The sequence below is a fragment of the Paraniabella aurantiaca genome (genome assembly GCF_050309965.1).
Classification (GTDB): Bacteria; Bacteroidota; Bacteroidia; order Chitinophagales; family Chitinophagaceae; genus Niabella.
Genome location: NZ_JBLOSY010000002.1, coordinates 1,087,000 through 1,107,129 on the forward strand (window position 1 = coordinate 1,087,000; position 20,130 = coordinate 1,107,129).

A 20,130-nucleotide genomic window follows, 5' to 3' on the forward strand; every position below is an offset into this window, starting at 1 on the left:
AAAAATAATTGTTCGATTGCTTTATCACAAACAAAGTAATGTCTTTTGAGAACACTCGCAACTTACCTAATAGCCCTTACAGTTCTTCAATATTAATTTATCAAAAAATACGTATAAGGAGTTTCCTGCATAATTGAAGTTCGTAAATTTGGCGAATGCAATTGGAAGAAGACGAAATATCCATACCGGCACAATTCGAAAAGATATTAGAGTCAGGCAAGAGATCTGAAATAAAAGAATTTCTTGACGATCAGAATATCAGCGATGTGGTAGACCTGGTATACGAATTTCCCGAGCATGAGGCGCTCATTATCGCCAACATGTCCGTTCACCGTGCCGTGAACGTCTTCAAGCTACTGGAAGTTCTGGAACAGAAAAGCATTATACAGGAACTACCACCCAGTTATACCGCAGCCCTCTTAAATGAATTGCCTGCAGATGACCGGACTGACTTTTTGGAAGAACTCCCATCTAATGCAGTGAGGGAGCTCATTAAATTGCTGGATCCTGAGGAAAGACGGGTTACCCTGTCTTTGCTGGGCTATCCCGAAAACAGCATCGGGCGTTTGATGAACCCTGACTATGTGTATGTTTATTCCCATAATACTGTTGAGGAGGTTTTTGGCATCATCAGGAAATACGGGAAAAACAGTGAGGCCATCAACGTTATTTATGTAATTAACCAGACGGGCGAATTGCTGGATGATATCAGGATAGGTGAATTTATTTTAAGTTCTCCTGATACCAGGGTATCAGAACTAATGGATGAAAGAGTTATATCGTTAAAGGCTTATGATGACCAGGAATCGGCCAGTGAGATCTTTAAAATGAACAACAGGGTAGCTTTGCCGGTTGTAAGCGAAAGCAACAAACTTCTGGGCATTGTTACCATAGATGATATACTTTGGGTAGCCACTGAAGAATATAGTGAGGATATGCAGAAAATGGGGGGAACACAGGCATTTGAGGAGCCCTACCTGGATATTCCATTATTAAGGCTTTTCAGAAAACGTATTCCCTGGCTGGTGGTTTTATTTTTGGGAGAAATGCTGACGGCTACAGCTATGGCTTTTTTTGAAGATGAAATTGCCCGGGCAGTTGTTTTGGCATTGTTTATCCCACTAATTATAAGCAGTGGTGGAAACAGTGGTTCGCAGGCCTCTACCCTGATTATTCAGGCAATGGCTGTTGGCGAAGTGTATATCAGCGATTGGTGGCGGGTCATGCGCCGCGAGATCATTTCCGGGATTTTATTAGGTACCGTCCTGGGTATTATTGGCTTTTTACGCATTTTTGTTTTTCATATTGTAACCCCATCCTTATACGGTGAACATTGGCTGCCTCTGGCTTTTACATTAGGATTAACACTGCTGGGGGTTGTACTTTGGGGTACCTTATCAGGCAGTATGCTCCCTATACTACTTAAAAAAATGGGCGCTGACCCGGCCGTGAGCTCAGCACCTTTTGTTGCTACCCTGGTAGATGTAACGGGGCTGATCATTTACTTCTCTATGGCCTTCATGTTGTTAAAGGGCACACTGCTTTAACAGACAACAGCACTTTTTAACTCTATAACTTAATGGAACTGAGGCATTCTGCGCAAACGGTTGCGCAGAATTCTAAAAACCTTATTTTCGCTATCCTAAAAACTTTATACTATGTGTGGCATTGTGGGCTATACGGGTACCAGGCAGGCCTATCCCGTTATCATCAAAGGATTAAAAAGGTTAGAATATAGAGGATACGACAGCGCGGGAGTAGCGCTTCAACAAAAAGATGACGTTACTATTTATAAGAAAAAGGGAAAGGTTGCAGACCTGGAAGAGAGCATTGGAACCAGCAATGTGGCCGGAACTACCGGCATAGGTCATACCCGCTGGGCTACCCACGGTGAACCTAATGACAAAAATGCCCACCCTCATTATTCGGCAAGCGGCAAAATTGCCATGATACATAATGGTATTATTGAGAACTATGCTCAGTTAAAATCTGAACTTTCTAAAAAGGGATATACATTTAAAAGTGATACCGACACGGAAGTGCTTTTGAATTTTATTGAAGAAATAAAAACCAATAACGAATGTACCCTGGAAGAAGCGATCAGGATCGCCTTAAAACGCGTTACCGGCGCCTATGTTATCTTATTAATTGACAATGAAAATCCGGATACCATTATTGCAGCGCGTAAGGGCAGCCCATTGGTTATTGGTGTTGGAAAAGGAGAACATTTCTTAGGTTCTGATGCCTCCCCGATGTTGGAATATACCAAGGAGGTGGTGTATGTAAACGACTATGAGTTGGCCATAGTAAAACCTGATGAACTTATTTTAAAGAACCTGGGCAACGAAAAGATCACCCCATATGTACAAAAGTTAGACCTGGAGCTGGCAGCAATAGAAAAAGGCGGTTATGATCATTTCATGCTGAAAGAGATTTTTGAGCAACCTACTACTATTTATGATTGCCTGCGTGGAAGATTAGATGCAACAGCAGAAACCATTACCATGGCCGGTATACAACAGTACGCAGAGCAGATCATCAATGCCAACCGCATTGTAATTATTGCCTGTGGTACCAGCTGGCATGCCGGTCTAGTGGCTGAATATATTATTGAAGATTTGTGCAGGATTAATGTTGAAGTAGAGTATGCTTCAGAATTCAGGTACCGGAATCCTGTAATTAATAAAGGCGATGTTATTATTGCGATCAGCCAAAGCGGGGAAACAGCCGATACGCTGGTTGCTATAGAAAGTGCCAAAGAAAAAGGTGCTATTATTCTCGGCGTAGTAAATGTTGTAGGCTCCTCTATAGCCCGCGCTTCTCATGCGGGCGCTTATACCCATGCCGGCCCTGAAATAGGCGTAGCATCAACCAAAGCCTTTACCGCTCAATTAACCGTGCTCATGATGATTGCCTTAAAAGTGGGCTATATGAAAGGCTCTTTATCGAATGAACGATATAGAAGATTATTAAATGAACTGGATGCTGTTCCTGAAAAAGCAGCCTGGGTATTAAACCATCACGAGCATATAAAAGCAATAGCCGAAAAATACAAAGATGCCCGCGACTTTTTATACCTCGGACGAGGGTATAATTTTGCCATTGCTCTGGAAGGTGCGTTGAAACTCAAAGAGATTTCTTATATACATGCAGAAGGATACCCGGCAGCAGAAATGAAACACGGCCCTATTGCATTGGTTGATGAAAATTTGCCGGTAGTGTTTGTGGCAACCAAAGATGTTTACCATGAAAAAGTGGTTAGCAATATGCAGGAAATAAAAGCGAGAAAAGGAAAACTTTTGGCGGTAATTACGGAAGGCGATGAAATATCAAAAAGCATCTGCGACGATGTCATGATTGTTCCTGAAACGGATGAAGTTATTGCGCCACTTATTAATGTCATTCCCCTTCAGCTGCTCTCCTACTATATAGGCGTGGCAAAGGATTGTAATGTAGACATGCCGCGTAACCTGGCTAAAAGCGTTACCGTAGAATAGTCTTTTTACAAACTTTCTCAAACACAACTTTTCATTCTCTAATACAACCTTCTGCCGTATATAAATGAATCAAATAAAGAAACACAAAGCAGACCAACTGGGATACAACTTTATACCTGCAACATTTTTACCGGAAGGAAAAGATGAGTATTATTTAAGATTTCAGCAAAATCCGGCCAATGATTACAGGCCGCTAACCAAACAGGAAATTACCATACTCCAATCAAACCGCAACAGGGCCGGGAACTGGGATGATGTATTAGTGCGGGATGGTATAGATATACACCTGATTGAAGAATGTACTTTTTACGGACTGGTGCGCATTGGGAAACTGGAGCAGTATTTCCTTGAATTCAGTGAAGTAAAATTTCCTGTAGGGCTTTATCACAGCCAGATTGTGAGCTGTGATATAGGAGATAACGTATCTATCAGTAATGTAAAGTTTCTCGGGCATTATATCATTGAAGAGGATGTAATCATTGCAAATGTGAATGAGATGAGCTGCACCTCACATGCTAAATTCGGAAATGGAATATTGAAAGAGGGTGAGCCTGAAAGTGTTCGGATATGGATGGAATTGTGTAACGAAAACGGTGGCAGGAAAGTATTACCCTTTGATGGCATGTTAGCAGGTGATGCCTGGCTATGGACGAAATACAGGGGCGATCAAAAGCTAATGCATGCGTTTCAACAGTTTACCGAAAGAAAATTTGATGCGATACATGGATATTATGGTACCGTTGGAAAAAGAACAGTGATCAAGAATACCCATATTATTAAAGACGTTAAAATTGGTACGGATGCCTATGTTAAGGGAGCCAACAAACTGAAAAACCTTACGATCAACTCCAACGAAAAAGCCAAATCACAAATTGGTGAAGGATGCGAGATGGTGAATGGTATTATGGGATTGGGCAGCCGGGCATTTTATGGAGTAAAAGCAGTGCGCTTTATCTTATCTCCGTTCTCCCAGTTAAAATATGGAGCCAGGCTTATCAATTCTTACCTGGGTGAAAATGCTACCGTTTCCTGCTGCGAGGTTTTAAATTCATTGATATTCCCTGCCCACGAGCAACATCATAACAATTCATTTTTATGCGCGGCGCTGGTAATGGGACAAAGTAATATGGCTGCCGGCGCTACCATTGGTTCCAATCACAATTCGAGAGGTGCCGATGGTGAACTGCAGGCTGGACGCGGGTTTTGGCCGGGCCTTTGTGTAAGTCTGAAACACAACTCCAGGTTTGCATCGTTTACTATGATAGCAAAAGGTAACTACCCTGCTGAGCTAAATATTCCTTTTCCTTTTGCGCTTATCAGCAACGAAGAAAGCAGTAATAAGCTGGTTATTATGCCTGCATATTGGTTCCTTTATAATATGTATGCTATTCAAAGAAACGAGAGAAAATTTGCGGAAAGAGATAAAAGAATAAATAAAGAGCAACAACTGGAATTCAACTGCCTCGCGCCCGATACGGCGAACGAGATCTATAAATCACTTCAACTATTAGAATTATTTACGGGAAAAGCTTTTTACAAGGAAAACGAAATAATAGGTAGCGATGCTGAATTTATCATCAAAGGGAAGTCTTTACTGGAGCACAATTCCCCGATAGTGACCCAACTAAATGTGCTTGCCTCTGGCATTGAAAACTCCAAAAGAGAAGTACAAATTATTAAAGTTCAGCAAGCCTATAACGTTTATAAACGCATGCTGTTATTTTATGCCGGAAGCGAAATTATCAAGTACATTAGTGAAAACAACTACGATAGTTTTTTTGAACAAATACGCAACAGCAGGCTTAGCGGCGATTTACAGGAGTGGATTAATGTAGGAGGACAGCTTATTGCTAAAGATCAATTAGACGGCCTCCTGGATAGTATCAGGAACGGAGCTGTAGCAGGATGGGATCAAATACACCAGTTTTATAATGAACAAGGGCAACAGTATCGTTCCCAGAAAATGTTACATGCCCTATCGTTGTTAATAAAAACCGGCGATTGGGATTACGACAAAATAGACATCAGCTATCTTAAAAGTCTTTTTCAACAAACTTTAGAAACCAAAGAATGGATTACTCAAAGCGTTTATAGCTCTAAAGAGAAAGACTATAAAAACGCCTTTAAGAATATGGTTTATGATACAAAGGAAGAGATGGAAAGTGTATTAGGATCGTTTGAAAGCAATACTTTTATTATACAACAAAACGAAGAATTGAGCTCATTTAAAGACCAGGTAAAGACACTGCTTTAACTTCGGTGAAACAATACCTAAACAGCTTTAGCCTTGAATGACCAGGTGATCGCAAATCGGGCTATAAGTTCACCTGCAGGATTTTTCCCCTCAGAACGGGCGGTTAAAACCTGCGGCTGGCCGGTATCCAAAGCTGCCATGATCGCTTCCCTGAATTCCTTACCATTAGTGCAAATAAACCTTGTCACGTCGGTAGCTTTCTTAAAGTATTCAGCTTCCATTTTTACAACGAGCATTGAAACAGCAGGTTTTCTTTTATAAACATGCGCCATTGCTAATGCCCCGGTGCTCAGTTCTGCGGCCATAGCAAGACATGCAAAATAAGTAGAGCGAAATGGATTTTGACTGAACCATTTAAAAGGAACCGTGACTTCGCAGGTGTTTTCCGTTAAATCTCTCAGACGCACGCCGCTAAAATATGCCGAGGGTAGTTTCCTTAACAGGAAAAATTTAAATTTAGGAGAATTAGCCAATTGAATAAACCCGTTTGCAGTTTCCATAGCTTTATCGATTCCTATAAAGTTAATACATAAAACATAATAAACGCCACCAGTAGCTGGTGACGTTTATTACTTCAATGAAACAACATTATAATTTCCATTCAAATGGTATAATCAAACGGGCTGTGAAATTACGGCCCATATTGAACACACCCACCCTGCCCGTAACAGGGTTGGCATCTGCATATTTTAAGCGGCTCAGGTGACTTTGATATCCTACATCACCTATATTCTGCAGTCCTACATTAAAAGTAAATCTTTTTTTGTTCGCAATTTTCACATCGGCACCCAGGCCGGCATTGAATAAAACATAACCTTTTGTAGCGGTCTCGGTTTCATAGCCAGCAAAGAAATCGTTCTGCGCCGCGACAGCATTCATTTCAACCTTTACATATAAATTGGAGAACAGCTTTAAAACATCAGTAAACTCTCCTCTCAGCTCGGTTAACACGCTTGCAGGTGCGATAAGCGGCAAATTATCAGACCCATCAACCGGTTCAACAAATTTTCCTCTTACAAAGCTGAAGGTATTTTCAAAATGGAGCCAATCCAGCGGATGTGGATGCACATCAAAACGCGCTTCAATGCCCATCAGCCTTGCACTTTGCTGGCTGAAACGAAAAGTAGGGATTCCATTTGTCAATGAATCTGCTCCGGTAGCGGCCAGTAGCCGGTTATAAAAAATATAATTACTAATATGATTAAAATAAGGCGATACACTTATGTCGATGTGGTTGGTAGTAATCTCGATACCCGCATCTACAGCAGTCGATATTTCACTTTTAAGATCCCGCTCTCCTATTTCATAGCGATTTGTTCCCTCATGGGCACCGTTAGCTGCCAGTTCTGATAAATTAGGCGCCCTGAATCCCCTGGCTATATTGGCTTTCACAGAAACATGGTCACTGATAGCATGTGTGGCACCCAGGCTGGCCGAAATATTGGAAAAGGTTTTAGAAAATGCCTGGAACTTCTCCGCCCCATCTTCATCGTTCATAGCTTTACTATTAATACTTCTGGTATCGTAACGCAGCCCTCCGCTAAGAGTGGTTTGATTCCAGGTTTTAGAAGCAACGCCATATATACCGAAATCAAACAAACCATAATCTGGTATGATTGCTTCAGCTGCCTTATTTTGATTTTTCTGGCCCATTCCATTAATACCCAAACTGCTCTTCCAGCTGTTCCATTCGGGAACATGATACGCGATATTGTAATTAACCGTTCTTAAATCGAAATAAGCAGAAGGCGCTTCAGACTCCTCATGATGATGTTCATGATCGTGCTCTTCTTCGTGTCCTTCCTCATCATGATGTTCTTCCTCACCATGATCATGCCCGAATTCCCTTCGCTGATTGCGCTGAAAACCGGCCAACGCGGTAATTCGCCCACCGTTTGACAGTGAAAAGCTGTTATCTAAAGCTATTTTAAAGTGCTGTACCCGTTGATTGGGCTCTAAAGGAGTTCTACCTTTAATGATGTTGTTCCCGGGTACTGCATCATCATAAACAAACTGACCAGATTCATTGCGTTCTCCCTCTACCATACCCATGTGTTGATCAAAATGAGAAAAGATAAGGTGTGAAAATCCCCAACGCTTATTGACGCCTATATAACCGCCAAAATTCTTTTCATTAAACCGGCTGTTTAACACGTCGCCATCATATTTATTATGATAATCTCCGGCTGTTTTAATACTACCATAAGCATTCCAGTTCAAACCATTGATATTGCCTGCTACATTTGCATATTGACCAAACATGCGATTATTGGCATTTACGGTTGACTGTACATTAGCTTGTATTGTGTTGTTGGCAACGGGTGTATTGGTTAGTATATTAATCACCCCACCAATGGCATCACTACCATACATGAGCGAGGCTGGTCCACGCAAAATTTCTATCTTTTGCACGCTGTATTCATCTACTTCAAGCCCGTGTTCATCACCCCATTGTTGTCCTTCCTGCCTGATACCATCATTAATCGTCACAACGCGGTTGTAACCCAGCCCCCTGATAAAAGGCTTCGCTATTGCAGGTCCTGTAGTAACAACAGAAACACCTGCCTCTTTTGCAACTACATCCAAAAGATTATTACCTACAGACTGTTGAATATCTTTTTTCGATATAATAGATACCTGTACCGGCGTATACTTTAAACGCGTTGCAGAAGAAACACCGGTAACGGTAACATTTTCGTTTTCAACCACCGAACGGGAAAGAGAAAAGTTTTGAATGGTTTGCCCCTGTACCGTTACAATCTCAACTTTGGATTTATAACCTACGTACGATATCTGAATCGTTAATCTTCCACCCGTAAGAGCATTGAATTCATATCGTCCGTCAGCATCGGTGGTGGTTGTCAACCTGAGATCTGGTATTGAAATAGTCGCGCCAGCCAAAGGTGCCTGAGATGTAACATCTGTTACAACACCTGACAAGCCGGCTTTCTCATCGTTTGCTGATAAAACATGTGTTGTCAGCAAAAATAGTATGGAAAGAATATATCTGAATTGCATAACCTGAAATGATTTGAGTACATGTAAACACGAAGTCCACACAATAATGTATAGAAATTATAAGACACACTCTCATGAGTTGTCCAAAGGGAATAATTAGCCTTAAAATCAGGTTAGTGCCGGAGGCCCGCGATGTTGTGAAAAACAAAAAAGGAGAAGATAGAAATCCCCTCCGTTGTTTTACATGAGAAAAAGTTCGAGGTTATTTGTCGCCTCTTTTATATTTTGAAACTACCTCAGTATCACCGGTGCTGTTGGCATTGATATGAGTGTAGTGTTTGTTATCTTTTAAAACGATTCGTAATTAACACCATTTTGTTGCTTACTTCGGTAACGCCATGGATTTCTTTGCCCGGGAAAGAAGATTTTACTCCAGCCAATACAACCGGGGAAAGTGCATCTTCTTTATAATAGCGAACAGTTTGGATCAGGTTGCCCTTGGTATCAAATGTAGCTCTGGTCTTTACGTCATTAGCGGTGAAATATGTCTCTACACTATTGGCTGTTTCACTCCAGGTTACATCAACGGCGCTTTTAAAGATAGCTGTAAAAGTTGCCTGCGCTTTTTCACTTATAACTGGTTCTACAGGCGAAGCAGCGGCACTAAAAGTGATCGTTAATAAGGTTGCGGCAGACAGAATTAGATTTTTCATTTTATTTGTTTGTAGTAGTTATTATCAATTGTTTCACAAACATAAGCTCAAGGGCTGCCTGGAGTCAATACCATAATGGCGAACTACGTCGAAATCACCGGTGAATAGCAGTTTTCTTATGGTGAATACCTACAGCCGAGTTTCTATTTGTGCTTTTCAAAGAATGATGCTCCTTTTTTGAGCTTCCTATATACATTTTGCAGGAAGGATTAGAATGTTACAGTTGTGGGAACAGGATTTATCGCCATAACATATTTTAAACACAAGCACTATACCTTGAGTGAACTATTGGTATTTCTCTCTCCGAAAAATGTTAGTTGAATACATAGTGTTAGCCTTTATTTACCGTCCTTATCGGATCCCTTACAGCACATCTCTCATAGGTTAGCGCCAGAAACCGGAGTAAATAGTCGGTTGAAATCCTGCTTACCGTTATTAGCAAATATAATAACCTACTTGCTCCATCAACTCCCTTTTACCGGTTACTGGGCCTTGCTTCGTGCCGCACCAATGAGGATTATCTTTGATATCTACTGTGTTCGCAATACCACAAAAATTAAGTTGATGATAAAAAGCTTAAAGATCCCGTATCTTCTTTCCCGGCCCCGTATTAATATACTCACCGCTCAACATCCTGTCCAGGTCTTCTTTCTTAAAGTAACCGCCATTTTCTTATAAACCCCAAATTCTTCACATTTTTTGGCAAACTGTGTTCTGGCCAGGTTACAATAAATTAGCGCTTCTTCTGGCTTCAAAAAAGGCTTGAAGCAAAGTGCCAACAGCTTTCATGACAACTATATCTTGTTTCCTAATCATTTTTTGCTTCCTTTCATTTAATACATTATTAAGATAATCTCCTGACCCTTCAATAAAGAATCAGGAGATATTATCACTTTCAAGTAAAATCCTCTACATAAACCAGGCTACCTAAAACCGGACTATATGATCTGATATATTTTATATAACCGTACTCTTCCAATTCCCTCATACATCGGTAATATGCTGTCTTTCCAACTTTGATACATCCCGTAGCCGGACTTGTGTAATCGAAACGGGATTTTCTCCATTGTTCATACACCATTGCTGGAATATCGCAATGTAAAGCGCAATATGATGGGGGCCTACACGGTGATCGCAACTAGCTTTTACTAAAAAGCCAATCATTTGCTTAAAATACATATTTCACAATTTTAGTTTTTCATAAATGCTCATCTAGGAGGTTCATTTTCTCTCGAGCGATTCTCTTCTTTTTGATACGCGTTCAAACGCTCCGTAATGTTTTGTAAAAGGTTATCTTTATTAGGTGCTAAAGCTTGCTGAAGCTCGATCTTAAGAGTGGCAATGGAATAGATCAAATAACTTTTGGACGGACTGCTGTTGTAATCTACATAGTTTCTGGCATCCGTAATACTTGTGAATCCTTTAACCCTGTCTTGGGGAAGTTCTAAGATATCTGACTTTAGAGTAACAAAGGAGTATCCCTCCTTTTGTAAGGCTAGAAGTGCCTTTTGGAATGATGCGATGTCCTGTCTCATAATGATCCCGCTCATAGCGTTATCCAGCAACTTGGGTTTTGAGAAAAAAACGGTTCGTTTATGGAGTGAGGGGGACATGCAGTTTCCATAGCTCCTTTGCCTTGTCTATTCCTCCGTCTAGCCGGGATAGGAGTTTTAGCTCTGCGATTATCTTTTTTATCTCGTTTTTACCCTTATTCCATTTGTATCCCCAATCAGAGTAATCGTAATACCAATCAGCTTTTGCCATTTGCTTTGAGATGGCCATTGCAAATACGTTTTTTAAATCTTGTTCTTTTTCCGCGATATTCTCCTTCAGTATGCGTTTTGCGTCATCTTCTAAAAGACTTAAAGATCGAAAGGTGTAATACCCTTTATCAGTAGGAGCCATTAACATATACTTGCAAGCTTCAAAGGCTGTTTTGTGAAATGTGATGTCTTTTTCCGCTAGTGTCTCACCTTTAATCTGAATAGCAGCAAACCGCTGCTCTCTTTGCCTTTCCTGCGCCAGTCTTTTGCTAAACTGTTCCACTTCGGCTTTTTCGATTCCTTTAAAAATATCAATACTCATTACTCCGCTTTTCAAAGAATTTATCCACAATATCACTATCTCATCAATGAAATTTATCCATCAAGTCCATGGTAAGGCCGGCGTAACCACTGACTACAGCGCCTTCTGCGGCACTTAAATAATGCACAGCTCCCATAATGTCTATGCTGGTAACTGCAATCCACCTGCCCACGCGTTTAAACAAGCCAGGTCGGTCTTTATTTACCATTGCCATTGTTAGTGGGGTGTTTTGCATTTGCAAGTAGGTGAGGAGTTGGGTCGGCTCATAGGGTTTTGACAGCTTCGGTTTACAGTTCCACCGATAGCCAGAGAATCTTGCGGTTGAGCTGGCTTTTAAAATCACTTCTTTGTCGATTTGTGGGAGCGTGCTTTCCAATACTTCCTGTTCAAAACCAGTAATAGTTCGCTTCAGTTGTTGAAAAGTACAGCCAGCCTCACCTACAGAGTCCACTATTGTAAATAGCTTTTCAAGCCGGGTTTTTACAGAATCGCTCCAGTTCAACCGATTAAGAAAACTATTGGGGTCATTAGTGAATTCAACAATCTTTGAGAAATCTCCTCATGACTGGCCTTTTTTATTGGAGTGGTTGATCTTAGTTACATTCTGTAATCTAACCCGAAAATATCTTTATTCAGCGGAGAGGCTTGCTGGGGAACTTCTTATCTTGATTGTGAGACCCGGAAATTCTAGGGGCAGATTGCTATTCGTTTAATATTCCCAAGAGTACTGTGAAATATCATATTTCCGAGGCAATACTTTTTCTTAAAAAGCGCAGTTAAAATTCTTAAAGAGAGTTAAAGTCCGTTAGTGAGTGTTAAAATTTCATAAGAATAACTGTCTTTGGGAAAATATTCTCAACGGAAGCGACGGGCATGAAGAGCTTAGCACACAAGAAGAGCGAATGCGATCTATTGAAAATATTCACAACAATATAAATGCTTTCGGCAAAAAAGAGGAAAAGGAAATTTAGGGATTATACCGTTGCGGCTGTTATTACTTTAGGGTTTGTAATTGCACGCATTACGGGATATAATAATTTCATTAAACCAGATATTTATTTTGAACACACGCAAAATATTACAGTAAACTAACAGATGGTTCTATTATAGCATTGCTAAAGGGGCTGAGCTACCGTAGGAAGATTTTTCCTGTCAGATATCGAGACGTATTTCTCAAAAGGGTAATGCCATATCCAAGGTTTCAAAATCTAAAGAGCATCCGCTTATTGTTCATGGTTCACTTGAGCCTGCCAGGATCGTTAAAATGACAATCTCGTTCGAAACCCTGTTGACCGCGACAGCAAAGATACAGGAAGGAAGATTAGTGCTACAGATCACGTCCGTAGAAATATAGAGGTAATATAGTTCCTATAGATATTTCGGCCTATGATCTGGATGGTCAGCTGGGTCTAAACCTGCCCTATTCTCCGGAGGTAAATGCCTTTAAGGAGATCGCTTCCGGGATTGAGCAGTTCTGCCGGCACCAATATAACACTGAGTAGTTCTGCGAGGCAGCATATGATCTCTGATCTGACTAAAGAAGTAATACAGAGAACTACGGGCTATATCTCTAAAAAGGATCGGGCATATCAAAGTTACCGTTAAGGCAGACCACCAGGTGTTTTTACTTCACGAAAAAAATAATAATCTTAATTACAGTACCTATGAAAAAATAGGTGTGAGACAATAACAGGATTTGTTCTCCTGTTTACGGTTATGTTCTCGACCGTTAGCGCCACAAAATGAAGACAACAATTCTAAGGCCGATACGATTAGGGAGACATCTTATAGGGCTGTCGTTCCCTATGATGTGTATGTGACTTATAATAAGACAACCCATTTTATTTTTCCTTCGGCGATTTAGGAGACTGGGCCAGGAACTTTTCTGTTAATTGGGGTCTTAGTGTGACAGGTGGCTATGGGACAATAAACAGAGGTGAAGAGAGATTTGCCAATAGCGCTGTCATACTAAGTCAAGATAAATTTATCTATGGTGGTAGCGCCAGGCTTTCTATTGAAACATATTTAGGTAACCGGCTTCTTTTGTTGATGCAGGGAAAATGTAAGTATCTGCTGGGATGATCGTAAGAGGGCTTCAGACCTGCAACTTCAAAACACTGAAAAGTTTGTACTCTATTCTACGGCACACTCAGGAGAAGAGGGTCATGAATTGATATATGGATAGCGGACAATTTTGGTAATGAACAGACGGCAAACTTTTCTTTTAATATTAAATAATAATGATAATAAAATTTCTATATAGTTAATTATTGCTAATATCTGAATAGCTATAGAAAGAAAACTATCAATAGATCATTGAGTCAAATTTGAATTTTCGATAGTTGCTAATTTTCGCTTGATCTTTTGAAGATACTTAGTTGATAGTGAATAAGCATCTTACTCCGATATTCAAATTTAACTGTGTTTAAGTTTTATAAAATCCAGAGGTACGTCTAGTGTGGCTGCTACTCTTCAATGTACTAACAATAAAATGGAGCTTCTTTAAGCAACAAAACAAAATAACGATTCGCTCTGGGTTGAATATAGTCAATTCAAAATCGAACGATTCTATAGGGCTAAAATACAGACACAACGCCGTTCCTTATTTTCTAATTATTTCTATAAATTCTTATCATGAAAAAATGTCTTTTTTTTTACTTTTATTTTTGGCCATTGAAGCTATAGGGCAACGCCCATACATTACAGTCTGGAAAACAAACAATAGCGGAGTCAGCGCTACTAATCAAATCAGGGTACCTGCTGAGGGGGTCTTATACATATGTATGGGAGGAGGTGGGAAACCCAGGCAATAATGGCAATGGAAGTGGTGCGGACGAATTAACCATTACGTTCCCTTCTATCGGTACTTACCGCCTTTCAATGACACCAACTGGTACAATACCTTTTCATCGTATTGCCTTTCCCGTTTCTCCGCTGGTTGATAACAGGAAGTTGCTGTCTATCGAACAATGGGGCGATGTGGTCTGGAGTAGTATGCAACGGGCATATTACAGGTGTAGTAGTTTGGGTGGTCTAGGGCCTGTCGATGTTCCTGATTTAAGTAATGTAACAAACATGGCAGCAATGTTCCAGGAGGCTGGTAGTTTTAATTATCCTATAGGGAATTGGAATGTAAGCAACGTAGTTATTATGGATGCGTTATTTTTTTCTGCTACCAGCTTTAACCAGCCTATAGGAAACTGGGACGTAAGTAACGTTACATCAATGGCAAGTATGTTTTGGAACACACCAAGGTTTAATCAACCTATCGGAAACTGGAATGTAAGCAAGGTTACCAGTATGGAAGGTATGTTTGCCTATGCTACTGACTTTAATCAGGCGATAGAGGGGTGGGATGTAGGTAATGTTACAACAATGAGATTAATGTTTATAGACGCACGAAATTTTAACCGTCCAATTGCCAATTGGGATGTTAGTAAGGTGACTGTAATGGATTGGATGTTTTCTGGCGCTCGAAGTTTTAACCAAGATATCGGGATATGGGATCTTTCTGTTCTAGCCAATGCAACAAGGATGCTAGATAACAGCGGAATCAACTGTGAGAACTACAGCCACATATTGCACGGTTGGGCGAATAATCCACTTACTCCTTCGGGAGTGCCATTGGGTGCTGTTGGTCGTACTTATGGAGTTGCGGCGGCAGTTGATCGTGATATGCTTACTAATACGTTGAATTGGACGATCAATGGTGATGGACAGGGGTCCTGTGTAGTGACGTTGCCTGTGGTTTTTAATGACGTGAAGGCGCGGTACAGGAATGGGCAACTGATTGTAAACTGGAGAAGTTTAACAGAAACCAGTAATAGCCATTTTGATATTGAGGTTTCTGCGGATGGAACAAATTTCACAAAAATAGGTACTATAAAGAGCAAAGCCATTAATGGGAATTCGAGCCAGGAGCTGCATTATGAATTTATTACTGCTTACAGTGGATTGGCAGCATTGGGTCTAACCGCTTTTATGTTCCTCGGTGTCTTAGGCAAAAGAAAATCCCGTCTAATGTTATCCCTGATAGGGATGGTATTGGTTGTAGTCATTTCCTGTAGCAAATCTGTAAGTGAAGCAATAGATAACAAGCAAAAGATTTTTTATATAAGAATAGCACAAACAGATAAGGATGGCACAAGGACCTTTTCCAAGGTAATTAAAGTGGTTTCTGAATAAAGAGGCATATGTTACTATCATATACAAGGTTAGCCCGGTCGAAGACCGGGCTTTTATATTATTAATATTCAAGTAGAATATTATTCTTGTTCTTTAGATCTTCGGGGCAATTCAAAATGTGATCGGAATCGATTTCTATCCATGAAGGAAGATAATCTTTCATTTGACCGGCACGAATGCGCTGCAGGATTGATCCTGATTTGCGTTCATTTCTGGCCAGTTCTTTGTTATATAATAAAAAGTTTAAATAAGCTGATATGGTAGTAGTTAAGTCAATTCAAACCAACTATAGAGATGTAATGAGATCAAAATTCTAATTTCTTCCTTAGAAATGTATCTGGCCGTATATAATTGGAATGCTGCTATTGGGGTATGGACTGCCATTACCACAATTGAATACTTTACTATCGGGAATAATATACTTTTTTCACCTTTATAATTGTTATCCTGCTCCCGGTATATCATTTCAGTGCAAGAAATATCGTAAGGGCTAACCCATTTGATGCGGAAGTGCTTTTTAGTGAACAAAATATTGTTGTCAGGAATAGGAACAAAGATCTGGATGAAGTGAAAGACTGGTCGTGGATAAAGCGTATGAATATGACCAGAGGAACTGTTATGTTAGACCCCAACCAGCCAGAAATACTGGATAGGGAAAAGTTAACAGAAAATGAATGGCTTTTTTTTAAGAATATCCAAGAAAAAAATCCAACAGGAAGAACAAGTCTTTTATTGTTCAAAGAAAAAGCTTGCAGCCTGTTTGAGAAAATACAGCGGGAGGTTTTGGGGAAGCAGGAGATTTTATCAAGGGGGCTGCACCGCTTTAATAAGCGAAAAGGCGTTTCCGTCCGATAGGAAGGAAGCGTCTTTTCGCCGCCTGGTGGCCCAAAATTAAAGGCTTAGACTTGCTGCATATTGTAGTTAAAGAACAATACCAATTGTCTTATTCATGCTTTAAACACCACTAATAAACCTAATCGTTTATTAGTGGTAGGAATTTGTATTGTATTTACGAGGAATAACTTAATATGTGAAGTTTCAAGACTTTCGCTACATTTTCTCTATAATTATTTACGTAGATTTGGTTAAGGCTTGTTTAAAATAGTTGCCTGTCTTCATTCGGGCATTATCATGTCAAAACTATCAAAGACAACTGTTTAAAACGGGCAAGCTCGTGGCAGACGATTGCCGTTGGAGGTTATTTATTAATTCATTTTTCAATGGATACTAAGCAAAGGTAAATCAAAGCTAGAGAAACCTGGATAAGGTGTTATGAACAGCTGGGTTCAATAAATAAAGCTGCTCGAAAGTGTGGTATTCCCCGATCTACCTTGTACAGATGGATAAAGCGATTTAAAGATAATGGTAAGGATGCCTTAAAAGTTCATTCCACACGTCCAAAAGTTTTAGCTAAACAAAAGGTCAGTGATGAATTAGTCACACTTATAAAAGCCATACGAGTTGAGTATAATTTTGGCCCACAAAGAATAAGCCTTCATCTTCTTCGAGTCCATAATATGGATATTTCTGCACCTACGGTTTGGCGGGTAATTAAAGAGAGCGGAATGCCTAACATAAAAAAATATAGGAAGCATGGGCAGACAACCCGCTACAGCAGGCCCATTCCAGGAGATCGGGTTCAAATGGATGTTACTAAAATAGGCGCCAAATGCTATCAATTCACGGCCATTGATGATTGTACCCGGATGAGAGCAATTAAACTGTACCCAATAAAAAGCAGAATCCACTGTAGATTGTCTGGGTTATGTGCTTGATACTTTTCAATTCCCTGTACATAGGATACAAACTGATTAGGGAACCGAACTTTTCAATGATTTATTCCAGGAAGAGCTAATGGTTCATTTTATAAAATTTAGGCCCATTAAGCCTAGAAGTCCACATCTGAATGGAAAGGTCGAAAGATCCCAACTCACAGATAAATCAGAGTTTTATTCAATCATTAATCGTAAAGAAAGAACTCTCGATCTTGCTACGAAATTACTTGAATGGCAAAATTTCTATAACTACAAACGCCCTCATGCATCATTGAATGGGAAGACCCCAAACGAAAAACTTCTTGAATTGGAAAACCTGATACCTATTCAACCAGATGTAACAACAAAGTATTGGGAACAGGAAGTCGAAATAATACCACGAAACAGCAAAATGTACTACAGAAATCGATAGGCATTTTGTCTCACATGTCTTGAAATATCACATCTTAGGACTGAATTGGTCAAAGGCTTATTTGGTGCTGTATTGTGATTAATGCTAATGTTTTTTTATAGCAACGATGTGAATTGTGCAATTTGTGATATTTTTAATCGTTTGTAAGTTGAAAAGTAGTGAGTACCCCTGCATGATCAGATGGCCAAACATCATCGATGTCAGGAGCTGTCCTTATTATCTTTGAAGTAATTGCTTTTATTCCACACCCCTTATAATAAATGAAATCTATTCTGCAGGCAGGCAATTGTCCGTAAATAGGTGACCATGTACCTTCTGATTGCGCTACTTCATTGGGGTTTATTTCCCTGAAACTATCTTTATATCCTTTGGCCAATAAATAACGTGAAGTCGGGAAAGCAACAGGTCCATATCCAAAATGTAAAGGAATGGCAGCTTTTGTCCAGTCAAGGTGGCTACATGAGTTGAAGTCGCCTCCAATGATCACTGGTATATTTGAGTCTTTCAGATATGGTTCTGTGTCTTTTGAAATAATTTCGTGTATGTCTAACAGGTTTGACATAGAGTCCTTTGCTATCCATAAGTTAGTATTTGAACCCTTGTTAGGGTAGAGTGAAGTGTATTCGGGATTAGTTGCATACCTGAGCCAACAAGCATTCACCAGAATTTTTTTGCTATTGGGTAAAGTGAGTATCACTGGATTTGAATTGAAAGTGCTATAGGGAGGTAAATGTTTAGCTATAGGAAAACGGCTATATATGGCAAGATTGTCATTAGAAGATGCTGTACTTAGAAAGTAATTTAATGATTCGGCAATACGCAATTGTGAGCCATATGCTTCTTGCATAGTAATAATATCTGCATGTGTTGCTTTTATTAGATTTATAATGTTGTTGATTCCGTTATTTCCTACGTGTATACCTCCATGCCATATATTCCATTGTAAGACTTTTATAATATTGGCATCGGTGTAATTGTTAGGTGTTATTGTTGGAGCAATAGATGAATTTGTAGTCTCCGGTGTATAATGCCTATTATTTAACTCAAAAACAGGAATGTCTATTTTTATCTTATTTCCTATGGCAGCCTTGGCAGAAAAGTCAGCTGTAATCAAGAAATAATTTATACCCGCAGATAAACGAATAGGCGTATTTCTTTCTGAAAGAACAATTTTTTTAGATGGGATTGTTCCTTTTCCGAATATTTCTGATTTTATAGTTGAATGAGCTGTCTTGCCTGTGTGATAAATATGTATTCGCGAAATGTCTGATAGAGCTGATACTGACGATAGGTCCAGAGTTATGCCTGTAAGTGCTAATGGTGTTAGTGAACCGGTAACCGCAATTCTTAATTTTAATATGGCGTTGTCGGAAGCTCCTTGGTCAATGTCCCATTCGCTATGAATTGTTATTGCGTTAAATAATTTCTGTTCTTTTGCGGGTTTTACAAATTTTGGATTATCATTTATTTCGGTATATGCCAACGGCTTTTGTCCTTTATAATTATTTCTTCCGTTTCGTAAATGATAAGCTTGGGAACCTTTTCCTACCCAATTAATAGCAGATTTATCTATACCGTCATTAAAATTATAGTAAGCCACAATTTTCTTAAAATTAGGATGTGACGGATTAATAGATTGGTGTGCCCATTTTTGTATTGTCTGTGCAGCTACCTCAGTCTGCCAAATGCGAACTTCATCCACCCAACCCCCAAAAGCAGTTTTTCTATTTTCGCATACTCCAATGGCACCTGGTATGATTGGAAATGCAATTCTCTTACTGCATATTTTTACGCCATCCAAATAGAGATGAGTGAAAACTCCGTTACAGCTAATAGCTACATGGTGCCACTGATCATTTAAAATGGTAGGAGATAATAATTGTGCGCCGGCGCTATGTAATTTTCCTTTTTTGATAACAAGTGGCAGATTTTCAGCCGTATTTAAAGCGCTGTATTCACCACCGCCAAAAATCACCTCTTCTTCTTTCCAAGAGGTGTCATTTCCTTTGATCCATGCTTCCAGAGTCCAGGGCGCTTTCATAATCCCTATACCTGTACGTATCTGATTATCTTCTCCATCCAGATGCAAAGCAAGGTTGTTGTCAGCATTTTGGGCAAATATTCCAAGGGGGATACAATGGAGTAGACATATAACAATATGGTTTACTCTTTTTGAAATACTCATACTTATATGATGATGATTTAACGTTATTTCGGGTTCCAATTAAATATAAAGCTGTTTTGCAGGTAA

The 20,130-nt window shown here is 39.7% G+C and carries 16 protein-coding genes and 1 pseudogene; 9 read left to right on the forward strand and 8 right to left on the reverse strand.

From position 1 onward, the window contains the following. Positions 1-155 precede the first annotated feature (155 nt). The 3 genes from mgtE to ACLOAU_RS18975 all read left to right on the forward strand — a co-directional run bounded on the left by mgtE (position 156) and on the right by ACLOAU_RS18975 (position 5,751). Positions 156-1,547: a magnesium transporter gene (gene mgtE, locus ACLOAU_RS18965; RefSeq protein WP_427863487.1), complete on the forward strand. Its 1,392-nt coding sequence runs from the start codon at positions 156-158 to the stop codon at positions 1,545-1,547. 111 nt (positions 1,548-1,658) lie between these two features. Next, positions 1,659-3,497 carry a glutamine--fructose-6-phosphate transaminase (isomerizing) gene (gene glmS, locus ACLOAU_RS18970; protein WP_427863488.1) on the forward strand — a complete coding sequence of 613 codons (1,839 nt, stop codon included), beginning with the start codon at positions 1,659-1,661 and terminating at the stop codon, positions 3,495-3,497. Positions 3,498-3,561: 64 nt separating this feature from the next. Next, positions 3,562-5,751 carry a DUF4954 family protein gene (locus tag ACLOAU_RS18975; protein ID WP_427863489.1) on the forward strand — a complete coding sequence of 730 codons (2,190 nt, stop codon included), beginning with the start codon at positions 3,562-3,564 and terminating at the stop codon, positions 5,749-5,751. A 17-nt stretch (positions 5,752-5,768) separates the two neighbouring features. Here the strand turns inward: ACLOAU_RS18975 and ACLOAU_RS18980 are convergent, their stop codons facing one another. The 7 genes from ACLOAU_RS18980 to ACLOAU_RS19010 all read right to left on the reverse strand — a co-directional run bounded on the left by ACLOAU_RS18980 (position 5,769) and on the right by ACLOAU_RS19010 (position 12,009). Continuing rightward, positions 5,769-6,251, reverse strand: a complete 483-nt coding sequence (locus ACLOAU_RS18980; RefSeq protein ID WP_427863490.1) for a DUF4442 domain-containing protein — start codon at positions 6,249-6,251, stop codon at positions 5,769-5,771. 88 nt (positions 6,252-6,339) lie between these two features. Then, complete coding sequence (locus ACLOAU_RS18985) at positions 6,340-8,769, reverse strand: TonB-dependent receptor (protein WP_427863491.1); 2,430 nt, start codon at positions 8,767-8,769, stop codon at positions 6,340-6,342. Between the two features lie 281 nt (positions 8,770-9,050). Beyond that, positions 9,051-9,422, reverse strand: coding sequence for a hypothetical protein (locus ACLOAU_RS18990; protein WP_427863492.1), 372 nt, complete (start codon positions 9,420-9,422; stop codon positions 9,051-9,053). Positions 9,423-10,406: 984 nt separating this feature from the next. After that, positions 10,407-10,601: a hypothetical protein gene (locus tag ACLOAU_RS18995; protein WP_427863493.1), complete on the reverse strand. Its 195-nt coding sequence runs from the start codon at positions 10,599-10,601 to the stop codon at positions 10,407-10,409. 29 nt (positions 10,602-10,630) lie between these two features. Continuing rightward, positions 10,631-11,035 (reverse strand): hypothetical protein, encoded by a 405-nt coding sequence (locus tag ACLOAU_RS19000; RefSeq protein ID WP_427863494.1) that lies wholly within the window; start codon positions 11,033-11,035, stop codon positions 10,631-10,633. Continuing rightward, on the reverse strand, positions 11,016-11,507 hold the full coding sequence (locus ACLOAU_RS19005; RefSeq protein WP_427863495.1) for a hypothetical protein: 492 nt from the start codon (positions 11,505-11,507) through the stop codon (positions 11,016-11,018). Before ACLOAU_RS19005 ends, ACLOAU_RS19000 begins: the two co-directional genes overlap by 20 nt. 43 nt (positions 11,508-11,550) lie before the next feature. Further along, positions 11,551-12,009, reverse strand: a complete 459-nt coding sequence (locus ACLOAU_RS19010; protein WP_427860330.1) for a hypothetical protein — start codon at positions 12,007-12,009, stop codon at positions 11,551-11,553. An 859-nt stretch (positions 12,010-12,868) separates the two neighbouring features. Between ACLOAU_RS19010 and ACLOAU_RS19015 the strand changes: the two genes are divergently transcribed. The 6 genes and pseudogenes from ACLOAU_RS19015 to ACLOAU_RS19040 all read left to right on the forward strand — a co-directional run bounded on the left by ACLOAU_RS19015 (position 12,869) and on the right by ACLOAU_RS19040 (position 17,879). Further along, positions 12,869-13,009, forward strand: a complete 141-nt coding sequence (locus tag ACLOAU_RS19015; RefSeq protein ID WP_427864303.1) for a hypothetical protein — start codon at positions 12,869-12,871, stop codon at positions 13,007-13,009. A gap of 361 nt (positions 13,010-13,370) precedes the next feature. Then, positions 13,371-13,589 (forward strand): annotated as a pseudogene (locus ACLOAU_RS19020) (conjugal transfer protein TraO); the annotation flags it as partial. A gap of 711 nt (positions 13,590-14,300) precedes the next feature. Beyond that, complete coding sequence (locus ACLOAU_RS19025; protein WP_427863496.1) at positions 14,301-15,692, forward strand: BspA family leucine-rich repeat surface protein; 1,392 nt, start codon at positions 14,301-14,303, stop codon at positions 15,690-15,692. Between the two features lie 510 nt (positions 15,693-16,202). Next, entirely contained in the window at positions 16,203-16,547 is a 345-nt protein-coding gene (locus tag ACLOAU_RS19030) for a hypothetical protein (RefSeq protein ID WP_427860333.1), read from the forward strand. A 407-nt stretch (positions 16,548-16,954) separates the two neighbouring features. Next, on the forward strand, positions 16,955-17,467 hold the full coding sequence (locus ACLOAU_RS19035; protein WP_427862674.1) for a helix-turn-helix domain-containing protein: 513 nt from the start codon (positions 16,955-16,957) through the stop codon (positions 17,465-17,467). Positions 17,468-17,546: 79 nt separating this feature from the next. Next, on the forward strand, positions 17,547-17,879 hold the full coding sequence (locus ACLOAU_RS19040; protein WP_427860334.1) for an integrase core domain-containing protein: 333 nt from the start codon (positions 17,547-17,549) through the stop codon (positions 17,877-17,879). Between the two features lie 133 nt (positions 17,880-18,012). Here ACLOAU_RS19040 and ACLOAU_RS19045 read toward each other — a convergent pair whose 3' ends face one another. After that, on the reverse strand, positions 18,013-20,064 hold the full coding sequence (locus ACLOAU_RS19045; RefSeq protein WP_427863497.1) for an endonuclease/exonuclease/phosphatase family protein: 2,052 nt from the start codon (positions 20,062-20,064) through the stop codon (positions 18,013-18,015). Positions 20,065-20,130: the final 66 nt, after the last annotated feature.